This is a genomic window from Sphingomonas panacis (assembly GCF_001717955.1).
Classification (GTDB): Bacteria; Pseudomonadota; Alphaproteobacteria; order Sphingomonadales; family Sphingomonadaceae; genus Sphingomonas; species Sphingomonas panacis.
On record NZ_CP014168.1, the window covers coordinates 3546717 to 3559791 of the forward strand.

Here is a 13075-nt window from a genome sequence, read left to right on the forward strand (position 1 = left end):
TCTTTCGTTGGAAGCCTATTCGGCGTCGGGTTGCCTCTCCGGTCGCGCAGCATCGAACGCCGGAAGTGCGAGACAGGCAGCCTCGATCGCAGCCAGCCGCGGCCAATCGGTGCTGGCGCCGAACCGTCGCGCATTGGCCAGTTGCGGGATCAGACAGAGATCCGCCAGTGTAACCTGTGCGCCGAAGCAATAAGGGCCGTCGCGGTCAGAGATCAGGGCCGAACAAGCTGCCATGCCCTCGTCGATCACCTCCCTGGCCCAATCCGTCACCGCATCCTCGGAGAGCCCCGCCCCGCGCAACCGCGTGAGGACGGTCAGGTTCTGGAGCGGATGGACGTCGCACGCGATCGCCAACGCGAACGCGCGCACCCGCGCGCGTTCGAACGGCCCGGTCGGCAATAGCGCCGGTTCGGGCACTATCGCATCGAGATACTCGCAAATCGCCAGACTTTGCGTCAGCGCCCCGTCCACGCTTTCCAGTGCCGGCAGCAACCCCTGCGGATTGAGCGCCAGGAACTCCAGCGCGCGGTGCTCGCCGCGGCGCAGGTGGTGAAAGGCATCGGTATAGGCGATGCCTTTCAGGTTGAGCGCGATCCTGACGCGATAGCTCGCCGACGAACGGAAATATCCGTGAAGAACCGGCAGATCAGTCATCGGCGCAAGGACCGATGGTGATCACCGTGTCACTCAGCCCCGCGATGCTGACGACGATCGTGTCGCCCGGCACCACCGCGCCGACCCCGGCGGGCGTACCGGTGTAGATCAGGTCGCCCGGCTCCAGCCGATACGCGCGGCTGACGTGCGCGATTACCTCGGCGACCGGCCAGATCAATTCGTCGAGATCGGCGTCCTGCCGCGTTTCACCGTTGACGGTCAGCCGGATCGATCCCGTAGTGGGGTGGCCGACCGCTGTGACAGGGTGAATCATACCAAGCGGCGAGGACTGTTCGACATTCTTGCCGGTATCCCACGGCCGCCCCTTGTCGCGCGCTTCGAACTGCAGGTCGCGACGGGTCATGTCGAGTCCGGTGGCGTAGCCGTAGACATGATCAAGGCCCGCGGCCGGATCGATGTCACGGCCGCCAGTGCCGATTGCGACTACCAACTCTGCCTCATATTGTAAATTCGCGGTCAGCGACGGGTAGGCGATCGTTGTTCCGGTCGGGACGACGGTTTCTGCCCATTTGGTGAAGAAGAAGGGCGGCTCACGATCAGGGTCCTTCCCCATTTCGCGGGCGTGGGCAGCGTAATTGCGACCTATACAGAACAGGCGACGCACCGGAAACAGGTTGCCGTCGCTGGTCGCGGCCAGCACTGGAGGCAAGGGACTAAAAAGGATCGTCACAGATTCTGCTCCCCGTAAAAATTGAGCGCCAGTTGCGAGGCCTTGTCCGAATAGGCGAAGAGAACGAGTTCAGACCGCGCGCGTAACGTAAGCGTCATCCATGAGGGCACCACGACAACGTCGCGCTCCTCAAGCGTGATCGTCTCCTCGCCGACCAGGGCTTCGCCCGTGCCGGCGACAACGACGAAAACCGAACCGTCGGTGGATCGTCGTGGCCGGGTCTGAAAGCCGGCTGGCAACAGCCGGACATGCGCCGAGAGTGTTGGCAGCACCGGGCCGCCATCGGTGGGATTGAGGAACTCAAGCGCATGGCCGAGATGCGGATCGATCTCCGCCGTCGTCGCCATCGCGTCCAGCGCCGGGCGCCAGGTGGCATGACGATAGTGGAACATCGGACGTGCGCCCGGACGACGATCCGCGGTGCTGCCGCGCATCGGGCGCAGGTTGTGACCGTAGCGGACCAGGGTGTCGCCGGCGGGAACGGTTTCGGGATGCGCCGCAGTACCGAGCCGTTCGGCGAACGATGCATCAAACAGCCGCACGATGGGAATATCGAGGCCGTCGAGCCAGATCATCGGTGCCGGTGACGGGTTGCCGTGATCATGCCATTGGCCGCCTGGCGTCAGCACGAGATCGAACGGCTCCATCATCGCCTTTTCGCCATCAACCGCGGTGAAGGCGCCCAAACCTTCCATGACGAAGCGTAGCGCGCTTTGACTGTGCCGATGGCATGGCGCGACCTCACCCGGCAACACCAGTTGCAATCCGGCGTAGAGGCTCGGTGTGATTGCGCTCCACCCAGGCAACCCCGGATTTTCCATGATAAGCACGCGACGTTCGGCCTGCTCGGCGCTGATCGCGTCGCCTGCGCGCATCAGATACGCGCGCACATCGTCATACCGCCACTGCCACGGTACGGCGGGCGACTTCGGCTCCGGCAGCACGAGCGCATGAAGACTCTCCCACAATGGCAGCAGATGCCGCGGTGTCATGTCGGCATAGAGCGCGTCGAGTTGCGCGCGCTGGTCATTTGGGCGCTCTACCATCTCGCCTGTTCCTGTCCGCAGAAGGGATCGACCGGGCTGACCCCTGTGAAGGGGGCGTCCCCCACCATCCGCCGGACGACCTCCACCTGCGCATGTTCGAGCGCGTTGTAGGCGTTGATCGCGGCCCGAGCAGTAGGCGCATCGAACAGATAATAGGGCTGGCCGAACGAGATCAGCACCGTCGGAATCTCGCGCCAATATTGCGTCATTCCCTTGCGATGCCCCCCGTGCAGCTTCGGAAGGTCGAGGTAGATGTGATATGCCGCAGGCGTCGCTTCCTGCCCAACGAGGTAGAGTACCAGATCGGTGTCCTCCGGTGTCGGATGCTTACCCGGATCGTACATCCGCACCTCGAACCCGCGCGTTCGCAGTTCGGCCAGGAACGGTTCGAAACTGCGCTCAAGTGCGCCGACGAAGAAGCTCCATCCTTCCTCTGCGATCACGACGACGCGACGGTGCACCGCGGGACCAATTGGGAACAGGCCGTCAATGTCCTTCGTGAGCGTGACACCCCGGCCTATCGCTTCCCGCGCTGTGGCCTGACTTTCAGGCGTGCGCAAAATCGTGGTCATCGCATCGAGCGGGCGAACGCGTTCCTCGACTGACTTGCGATGCAGGCCGAGCGCTGCCTTAAACGACAGAATACGTGTCACCGCCGCGTGTAACCGCTCTTCGGACAGCCGGCCTGCGCGCAGACCGCGCATCATTAGATCGATGTCTCGCGCCGGGTTGCGGCTGAACAGAAACATATCGCAGCCGTTCTCAATTACTGCGGGCACGGCGGCTTCGCGCTCCATCCAGCTCGTCAGGCCGCCCATACCGGTCGCGTCCGACACGATCAGCCCTTGGAAACCGAGTTCGCCGCGTAGCAAGTCTTCATTGAGAAGACGCGAAATCGTTGCGGGCATGAAGGCATCGCGACCCGCCAACGAGTCACGCTCACGGATATAGGCGGGCAGCGCGATATGCGCCGACATGATCGTCATCACGCCATCGCCGATCAGCGTCCCGTAGATCTTGCCGAACAGCGCGCGCCACGCGTCCATGTGGAGCGGGTTGACGCTGGTGACGAGATGCTGGTCGCGCGAATCGAATCCGTCTCCCGGCCAATGTTTGGCGCAGGCCGCCACGCCTTCCGCCTGAAGCGCGCGAACATAGGTGCGTGCCTGGGCGAGCACAGTCTCGCGATCCGATCCGTAGGACCGCGTACCGACGATCGCGCTGCGGAACTCGGCGTTGACGTCGACCACTGGCGTGAACGACCAGTCGTAGCCGAGCGCGCGGCTTTCGCGCGCGACGATGCGGGCGATCCGTTCGCTCAGGTCCAGATCATCGCACGCCGCAAGGCCCATCTGGTTGGGAACCGCGGTCGCGAAGGGATAGCTGATCGTCCCGCCTTCGATATCGCCGCTCATCACCAGCGGCACGTCCGCACTTTCCAGCATCCGCCGCGCCGCGCGCCAGACCCCGTCGATCGGGCCGGTCGGAAAGCGGTGGATACCGCCCGGGCGCAGGGCGGTGATCGCATCGACAGTGTCGTCGTGTTCCCCCTCACAGGCAAACACGAACAACTGGGACACCTGATCCGCGATGCTCATCGCATCGCGTGTTGTTGCAACCCAGGCTTCACCGTCAGCATCGAGGGCAAGCGGCGACCGTCCGTGCATCCCGTTCATCGGCTTCGGAGCGTCGGCCTGGCCGCTGCTGTCCCTGTTTACATCGAACACCACGCGTTCCTCATCATCACGCATTCCTACGAAAGCGGATCGACACCACCGATGCCGATCCGAGAGGCGTCAGAATTTCACACCAAGGGTCGCGCCAGCGTAGCGACGAGAATCTTTGTTGTACGTGCCGACCAAGTCGAACGGACTGGCGGTCGTCGACAGCAACGAATTGTGGCCGATGCTGGTCAGGTAGTTTTCATTGAACAGGTTCCGCACGAATAGCGTCAGGCTGTAGCGCTGATCGCTGGTCCGCACGCCGACACTGGCATCGACAATCGCATACGCTGGCTGGATGGTCAGCGGATCGAGCTCCGACGTAAAATATTGCGCGCTGGTATAGGCGAGCGAAGACTGCACGAAGGCGTCGAGTGCGCTGCTCAACTGGAAGTCCCATCGCGGCGCCACGCTGATGCGCCAGTCAGGACTGGCCTGGAGCGGCCGGTCGCGCAGGTTCTGCTGCGGTGTCGCACCTGCGGCGGATCTGTAGCAGACGTTGGTCGGTACGCCCGTGGCGATGACCGGAGCCGCCGCCTGCAACTGCAGCCCGCAGTTCAGCCCGTCGATGTTGATCCGCGACCGCGCGTAGGTCACGCCCATGTTGACCGACAGGTTTCGGCTCGGGCGAAGCGTGGCTTCTAGTTCGACACCCTGCGAGCGCGAACTCCCGGCGTTGGTCGTGACGAATTGGACGACGCCCGTCACGGGATCGGAGCGGTTCGCCTGAACCTGAAGATTGGTATAGTCCGAGCGGAAGAGCGCGACGGCGAAGCTCAGCGATCCATCGGCGGTCCGGCCCTTCGCGCCGATCTCATAGGCGTTGACGTGCTCGGGCTCGACAGCTGATTGGGCCGCCAGATTGCCGCCGATCTCCATTTCGAAGCCGAGGCCCTTATAGCCGCGCGTGTAGGTGGCGTAGGTCTGCAGGTTGCGATTGAATTCGTACTGAAGGCCGGCCTTGCCCGTCACAGCGGTATCGCTGGCCGAGAAGGAACCCGAGTTGGGCGGGTTGTTCGGGAAGACAGTGTCGCCGGGCTGGATCGGTGCGATCCGGGTGCCCGCGTTCGTGCCCTTCTCATGCTGCACCCGGACGCCCGCGATCGCCCGCAGCCCGCCGACGATCTTGAAGTCGGTCTGGCCGAAAACGGAGATGTTCTGCTGGTCCAGTGTGATGTCGCTCGCCGATGACTGATAGACGATGTTGCCCGGCGCGCAGGGCTGCCCGAGCGTTCCCGCAGTGCATCGCGCGCGGCGGCGGTCGAAGGGTCGGTTGATCGAACTGTTCAGATAGAAGACGCCGACGACATAATTGATGTCGCTGTTTCCCCGGTTGGCGAGGCGGACTTCCTGTGTGAACCCTTTGAGGTCGACCCGACCATGATTCTGGTTCCACCACGAATAGGCCGCGTTGGCACCGACGAACAGCGGAACCGGTGCATTGATGCGGTCGATCGGCTGGTTCACGTCGAGATCGAACTTCTGATACGCGGTGATCGACGTGAGCGTCGCACTGCCGAGATCGAGATTGCCCGTCAGAGAATAGGTTTGCGATTTCGAGTTTGCATACGTGTTCGCGTCTTCGCTGATCGTGCGATTTTCGCGCGTCGCCTGGATCGGCCCGGCGAGCCGCTGGAGCAGCGGATTTGCGATGTTGATGAGCGTCGACGCGCAGCAATCGGCATCGGTCTTGCGATAATCGGCTGCAGCGACCAGGTTCAGCGTGTCGGTCGCGTCCCAATCCAACTTGCCGCGAACACCCCAGCTCTTCGAGCCGTTGACCCAGCTATTGGTGGCGATGTTCCGCGTGATCCCCCGGACGTCGCTGTAGAAACCGGTTACGCGCGCGCGCAAAGTGTCGCTGATCGGCCCCGATACCGTGCCGCGCGCCCGGTATTCGCCATGTTCTGCGACCGTTGCGTCGGCTTTCATCTGAAAGGTGTTGCTGGGCAGCGCGGTGGTGATGTTGATGACACCCGCAGACGCATTCTTGCCGAACAACGTGCCCTGCGGCCCGCGCAGCACCTCCACTTGTTCGACGTCTGCAAGGTCAGAAAACCCCTGCGCCGCGCGGATCGCGACGACGCCGTCCGTCACGACCGAGACCGAGGATTCGACGCCCTGCCCGAACAGCGCCGTGCCAACTCCACGGATACGGAAACTGGTGTTGGTCGGATTGGCGCCCTGCTGGTAGCTAAGCGATGGCACCGCCAACACGAGCGAATTGGTGTCGCTGATCTGGCGTTGGGCGAGCCCCTCTGCGGTAACCGCAGTCACCGCCAGCGGCACGTCCTGAAGCCGCTCCGACCGGCGCTGTGCCGTAACCACGATATCCCCGATCGCGGGCTCGGCGATGTCGCCCTGCCCGGCACTGTCGCCGAAAGTCTGATTGGATGCTGGCGTGGCCGGAGCGGTCTGCGCGAATGCGGACGTGGCGGACACGGCTAGGGCGAGAACCGAGCCGCCAACCAAGACGGCCGAAACGAAGCTGCGTGACATAGAAACCTCCCCTGTATCAGTTTACCGGACAATGATCCGGCACTGTTGATTTAGCGCTAAATGAATCTGGCGCTCTCTGTCAACCGCCATTCCTTTTAGCGCTAATAAATTTGGCTGACTCGTGGCCGGCAGGCATGCGCGATTGACACACGCGAAAGAACATTTAGTTTAGCGGTAAAACAAGAGGGGATGTCGATCGTGACGGAATCGAACGTTGCGCGCGCGGGCGCGGCATGGCCACGCCCATTAGTCGCCTGGACTACCGCGATTCTGCTGATGATGGCCAATACACTCGCATTCGTGGATCGGCAGGCGCTGGCGTTACTCGTCCAGCCGATCAAAGCGGACCTCCACGTCAGCGATACAGGCATGAGTCTGCTCTATGGACTCAGTTTTACCCTGTTCTACGTCATCGTCGGAATTCCCGTCGCGCGGATCGCCGATCGCTCCAATCGACGCAACATCGTCGTCGGCGCGGTGTTTATATGGAGTGTCGCAACCGCCATCTGCGGAATCGCGCGCAGCTTCCCCGCCCTTTTCCTGGCGCGAGTCGGCGTCGGGGCTGGCGAGGGCGGACTGAGCCCTGCGGCCTATTCTATCCTCGCCGACACGTTTCCCAAGGACCGCCTGCCCGTTGCGCTCGGCATCTATCAGATGGGCATCTACGTCGGCGGCGCGCTCGCGCTCGTGCTCGGCGGATTGATCGCCACCCACGTCCCGCCCTCGGCGGTCGTCGCGCTGCCGGTGATCGGCGACGTGAAGGGATGGCAGTTGATCTTTCTGCTGCTCGGTATTCCCGGAATCCTCCTGTCGATCGTCCTGCTCGCGATCCGCGAACCGGTGCGTCAGGGTAGCACGGGGGAGACGACGATCGTCCCTCTGCCACGCTTCTTCGCGCAACTCCGGGGGCGGTGGCAGGCTTATACCGGCATCGGTGTCGGCTTCGCATTGATGATCTTGGTCGGCAACGCGACCGGCGCGTGGATTCCAGCCTTTCTCGAGCGCAAGTTCGGCATGACGACGGGGCAGATCGGTGCGAGCTACGGCCCGCTCGTGCTGGTCTGCGGGGTGGCAGGGACGTTCGCTGGCGGCCTCTTCGCCGGGTTCCTCCGCCGCCGGGGTTTTCGCTACGCCAATCTCCAAGCGGCGCTGCTCGGCTTTTCCGCCCTCATTCCGGTCTCGGTCGCCTTCCCGCTGATGAGCACCGCGACATGGGCGTTGACGCTGATCGGGATGATGAACTTTTTCGCCGGGTTCAATTTCGGCGGCGGTTTGGCGGCGTTACAGGAGGTCACCCCGAACCGTATGCGCGCGCTCGTCTCGTCCGGATACATGCTGCTCGTCAACCTGATCGGCGCCGCCGGCGGACCGCTCGCCATCGCGCTGGTCACCGACTATTGGTTCGCCGACCCGGGAGAGCTGCCGCTCGCGATCGCAGCCGTATGCGCGATCGCGTCGCCGCTGGCGCTTTTGTTCCTGTTGCTGGGGTTGAAGGGCTATGCGGCGGCGCTGGCCACCCCCGATGCCGATCGCATGTCCATATAGTCTGGCATTGCGGCGCAGTTTCCAGCACATGCGTGGGACATGACCAAGACCATGTCCCGCGCCACGCGCCGCGCCAGCCAATCGGTGACTATCCAGACCGTGGCGGAGCGCGCGGGCGTGTCGGCGATGACCGTGTCGAACGTCCTCAACAACCGTCACAATGTGCGCGCCACGACGCGCGAGGCGGTCATCGCTGCGGCACGCGAACTTGGTTACATGCCGAACCTCGCCGCACGGTCGCTCGCCAGCGCCGCTACGATCCGGATCGGCCTGTTCTCGCGGAATCTCGACAGCGGCTTCCTGAGCTCGATTCTGAGCGGCGCGCTGGAGGAAACCAGCGAAAGCGGCGCGCAACTCGTCATGCGACGGTTCGAAGCACCGAAGCTGGACGAGTTGATCGCCTCCGCCGAAGCGCTGCGCGCCACGGGGATCGGCGCGATCATCTCCCCTCCACCCTATTGCGAACTCATCAGCGACCATTGCGCGCCCGGCGCGTTTCCGCTGCCGCTGGTCGCGATTTCGCCGGGCGACGAATTGCCGGGCATTCCCGGCGTGCGCATCGATGATCGCGCAGCCGCGCGCGAGATGACGGCCTATCTGATCTCGCTCGGCCATACCCGTATCGGCTTCATCCGCATCGGATCGCGGCTCCATGCGGACAAGACACGATACGAAGGCTATCGCGATGCCTTGACCAATGCGGGAATCATCGCACAGCCGGAGATGGTCGCGTCCGCCAACCTCACCTACGAGTCCGGGCTGGCGGCGGCGAACGAGTTACTGGCGATTTCGCCGCGCCCGACCGCGATCTTCGCCAGTAATGATGAGATCGCCGCGGCGATCGTATCAGTTGCGCATCGTATGGGAATCGACATCCCCGGCCAGTTGTCTGTCGCAGGGTTTGACGACGGTCCACTCGCCCTTAAGATCTGGCCAACCCTCACCACGATCCGGCAGCCCGTCACGCAGATTGCCGCGATGGCGGCGCGCCGGGCGATCGGCATCGTGACGAGCGGAGAGGTCGATCCACAGGTCACTTATCTCGACCATCAACTGATCATTCGCGAGTCGACCGCACGTCCCGGGGAGTGACGCCACTTCATCCGGCGCCGTGCAGGCTGGCACACCTCGCGGTGAAGCGGTCGAACGGCTAAATTTAGCGCTAATATTTTTTCGTTGACACCGTCGGTCCGGGATCGGAAGGTGAGCCAAGCTGGCGAAGAACGGCACAGCGTCAATCGTCGGGAGAGAGCATGCGAAAGAGCCGGATATCGCGTCGTAGCGTGTTGCGCGCCGGCGGCGTCGCCGCTGCCGCATTGGTGAACCGCCCGGCGTTCGCGACCGGTCCGGGCGAGCGGCCCAACATCCTGTGGTTGGTCAGCGAGGACAACAATCCATTCATCGGCGCTTATGGTGACCGGTTGGCGCACACGCCCACGATCGACGCACTCGCCAAGGCAGGGTTGCTCTATCGCAACGCGTTCAGCAACGCGCCGGTCTGTGCGCCGTCGCGCTTCGGCATATTGACCGGCGTCTACCCGGAGGCGAACGCGCCCGCCAACCATATGCGGGCCAACGCGGCGCTGCCTGACGTCGTCAAGACCTATCCGGAGTTGCTGCGCGCTGCGGGCTATTACTGCACGAACAACGCTAAGACCGACTATAATTGCGACGTTGACCCGGACCGAATTTGGGACTCGAGTAGCCCGCAGGCGCATTGGAAGAACCGGCCGGCGGGCAAGCCGTTCATGGCCGTGTTCAATTTCATGACCACGCATGAATCGCGGCTGTTCGCGCCTACGGCGGGCCGCGTGAAGCCCAATGACATCCGCCTGCCCGCATATCTGCCCGACACACCAGGCATCCGCCGCGATTACGCCAGCTATTACAATCTGATCGAAACGATGGACGGGCAGATCGGCGAAAAGCTCGCCGAACTAGACGCCGCCGGCCTCTCCGACGACACGATCGTTTTCTACTATTCAGACAACGGCGGGGTGCTACCCCGCAGCAAGCGCTATTGCTACGAGCAGGGCCTGCACTGCGCGATGGTGGTGCGCGTCCCGCCCAAATGGGCGCACCTGATGCCGCAGCGCGCCGGCAGCGAAGTCACCGCGCCGGTGTCGTTTATCGATCTCGCGCCGACCCTGTTGTCGATCGTCGGCCTACCGATCCCGGCGACGATGCAAGGCCGGCCGTTCCTGGGTCAAGGCACCATCCGGCCACAGCGCTACGCCTTCGGTATGCGCAACCGGATGGACGAGCGCTACGACATGGTCCGCACGGTCGGCGACGGGCGCTATCGGTATATCCGCAACTATCTGCCCTATCTGCCAACGATCCAGAACCAGGCCTTTGAATGGTTGGCGACCGGATATCAGGATTGGGATGTGTTGCGGCGCGACGGCAAGTTGACGCCGGTCCAAACTCGCCCGTTCGAGCCGCGGCCTTATGAGGAGTTCTACGACCTCACGGCCGATCCCGACCAGATCGACAACCGCATTGCCGCTCCGACACATACGCCACGCATTCTCGCGATGCGCCGCGCGCTTGACGATCATATGCTTCAGATCGGCGACAATGGTTTCATGCCCGAAGGGATCGCGAGCGAAGGTTATCGCGCGAGCCGAATGCCAGGTGCCTATCCGCTGAAACGAATCATGGCCCTCGCCCAAGCGGCAGCGCGACGCGATCCGCGCAAGATCACGTTGCTGCGATCAGCGCTGGCCGATCGCGACGCGACGATACGCTGGTGGGGCGCGACTGGCCTGGCCATGCTTGGCGCGCGGGCGGCACCGGCGGCCGCGACGCTCGGCACGATGATGGCGAACGATCCGTCACCCCAGGTTCGTGTCGCCGCGGCGGAAGCCTTCGCGGCCGCGGGTCGCGCCGATGCGGCGGTCAGGGCGCTTGCAACGTTGCTGGCGCCGTCCAATGTGATGCCAGTCCGGCTTCAGACCGTGAATGTCCTGACCCGCCTCGGCCCGGCCGCCCGCGGCGCAATAGCGCCGCTTCGGGCGATGATGAACGACGAGACCGATTATCTCCGCAACGCGTCGCAATATCTGATCGAGACGCTCGAGGATCGCTACGACCCGCACCGGCCGATCTTCGATATCGAACGCATGCGACGAAACCCGCCCCGCTAATTCAGGAAGCCCATCCATGAAGGTTCTCACTGTGACGCGTCTGCTGGCTACCGGCGCCCTGTTCGCTGCGATTGCAGTCGGACAGACCGCGCAGGCACAAACAGCCGCGCCGACCGTCGCATCTCCTGCGGTAGCCGCGGTGAAGCCGCGCAACGTCATCTTCATCCTGCTCGACGACTTGCGCTACGACGGCATGGGCTTTCTGCAACCAGGACTCAAGACGCCCAATATCGACGCGCTTGCTCGCGGTGGCACCTATTTCCCGAACACCGTCGTCACCTCGTCGCTGTGCAGCCCGAGCCGGGCGACCATCCTTACCGGAATGACAGCCCGCAATCACGGGGTGGTCGACAACAACCACTCGTCCGAAGATGGGCTGACCTTCTTCCCGCGTTACCTCCAGCAGGCGGGCTACCAAACCGCATTTATCGGTAAGTGGCACATGGGCAGCGACACCGACGCTCCGCGTTCGGGTTTCGACAAGTGGATCAGCTTCAAAGGCCAAGGCGCCTATTATCCGACGAACGGCATCGCCCCCGCCGCCGCCGCACGCGGCGAACGCAATATGCTCAACATCGATGGCAAGCCGGTCACGCAGAAGGGTTATCTCACCGACGAACTGACCGACTATGCGATGTCGTGGTTGGAAAAGGAGCGCGACCCGAACAAGCCGTTCTTCCTCTATCTCAGCCATAAGGCGGTCCACTCCGACCCCCTGCCACCGCCACGGTATGCCCATCAATATGACGGCGTGAACTTCCGCCTACCGACCAGTGCGGCCAACACGCCGCAAAACTACGCCGGCAAGCCGATGTGGGTCTACAATCAGCGCAACAGTTGGCACGGGGTCGATTTTTTCTACAATTCCGACATGACGATGGCGGAGTATCTTCGCTATTACTATTCGACCCTGTCCGCAGTCGATGACAGCGTGGGGCGGATCATGTCGTACCTCAAGCAGCGCGGGCTGGAAAAGGACACGCTGGTCGTCTTCACTGCCGACAACGGCTTCCAGATTGGCGAGCACGGGCTTATCGACAAGCGTACCGCCTACGAACCTTCGGTCCGCGTACCAATGGTGATGTACGAACCCGGCACAGTCCCGGCCGGCAAGGTCAATCAGGGGCAATTGCGCAACCTCGATTACGCGCCGACCTTCCTCGATCTCGCTGGCGTAGCGCGACCGAAACAGTTCGAAGGTGTCAGCGCCTGGCCGCTCATTACCGGCAAGATCGATGCCACCGCGTGGAAAGCGCCCGATTTCGTCTACGAATATTATTGGGAATGGAGCTTCCCGATGACGCCCGGCACCTTCGCGATCCGGCGTGGACCGCTGAAGTACATCCAATATTACGGCGTCTACGACACTGACGAACTGTACGACGTCACCAAGGATCCGGACGAGATGCACAACCTCGTCAACGATCCCGAATATCTCGCCGACAAGATCGCGTTGCGGCAAGCGATGTACGAACAACTTGCCGACCGCAGCGGACACCATGTCATTCCCTATACGCAACGGCTGTCGATCGGATCGGTCCGCCGCAATCGCGACGGCACCGGCGCGGCACCCTTCCCGCAGGACTGGCTCGTCGAGCCCAACCGCCTGGACCGGCTCGACGACATCCTGCCCGACAGTCTCGCGAAGGCGGCGGCGCATGCCAGCGGCCAAGCCCTTCGTCCGATGCCGGTGGTTGGGCGCGACGGCAATGATGTCACCTCGGGCTCGAAGCCATAAGATCAGCCGATGGACATTTCAGATATCCCTGG

General features: G+C 63.2%; 9 protein-coding genes. 4 read left to right on the plus strand and 5 right to left on the minus strand.

Annotated features, from left to right (window positions below; translation table 11 throughout):
* Positions 1–15: 15 nt before the first annotated feature.
* The 5 genes from maiA to J0A91_RS16195 form a co-directional block, all read right to left on the minus strand.
* Positions 16–654 (minus strand): maleylacetoacetate isomerase, encoded by a 639-nt coding sequence (maiA, locus tag J0A91_RS16175; protein ID WP_069205766.1) that lies wholly within the window; start codon positions 652–654, stop codon positions 16–18.
* Positions 647–1345 (minus strand): fumarylacetoacetate hydrolase family protein, encoded by a 699-nt coding sequence (locus J0A91_RS16180; RefSeq protein ID WP_069205767.1) that lies wholly within the window; start codon positions 1343–1345, stop codon positions 647–649. The genes maiA and J0A91_RS16180 overlap by 8 nt, the downstream gene beginning before the upstream one ends.
* On the minus strand, positions 1342–2391 hold the full coding sequence (gene gtdA, locus J0A91_RS16185; protein WP_069205768.1) for a gentisate 1,2-dioxygenase: 1050 nt from the start codon (positions 2389–2391) through the stop codon (positions 1342–1344). The genes J0A91_RS16180 and gtdA overlap by 4 nt, the downstream gene beginning before the upstream one ends.
* On the minus strand, positions 2385–3989 hold the full coding sequence (locus tag J0A91_RS16190) for a glycoside hydrolase family 3 protein (RefSeq protein ID WP_240502046.1): 1605 nt from the start codon (positions 3987–3989) through the stop codon (positions 2385–2387). Before J0A91_RS16190 ends, gtdA begins: the two co-directional genes overlap by 7 nt.
* 198 nt (positions 3990–4187) lie before the next feature.
* On the minus strand, positions 4188–6611 hold the full coding sequence (locus J0A91_RS16195; RefSeq protein ID WP_069205769.1) for a TonB-dependent receptor: 2424 nt from the start codon (positions 6609–6611) through the stop codon (positions 4188–4190).
* A gap of 198 nt (positions 6612–6809) precedes the next feature.
* On the opposite strand from J0A91_RS16195, the gene J0A91_RS16200 reads away from it, so the two are divergent.
* The 4 genes from J0A91_RS16200 to J0A91_RS16215 all read left to right on the plus strand — a co-directional run bounded on the left by J0A91_RS16200 (position 6810) and on the right by J0A91_RS16215 (position 13043).
* Entirely contained in the window at positions 6810–8156 is a 1347-nt protein-coding gene (locus J0A91_RS16200; RefSeq protein ID WP_069207409.1) for an MFS transporter, read from the plus strand.
* 39 nt (positions 8157–8195) lie between these two features.
* A complete protein-coding gene (locus J0A91_RS16205) occupies positions 8196–9248 on the plus strand; it encodes a LacI family DNA-binding transcriptional regulator (RefSeq protein ID WP_069205770.1) in 1053 nt (350 codons plus the stop codon).
* 161 nt (positions 9249–9409) lie between these two features.
* Complete coding sequence (locus J0A91_RS16210; RefSeq protein WP_069205771.1) at positions 9410–11305, plus strand: sulfatase-like hydrolase/transferase; 1896 nt, start codon at positions 9410–9412, stop codon at positions 11303–11305.
* A gap of 16 nt (positions 11306–11321) precedes the next feature.
* Positions 11322–13043, plus strand: coding sequence for a sulfatase family protein (locus tag J0A91_RS16215; RefSeq protein ID WP_069205772.1), 1722 nt, complete (start codon positions 11322–11324; stop codon positions 13041–13043).
* Positions 13044–13075 lie beyond the last annotated feature (32 nt).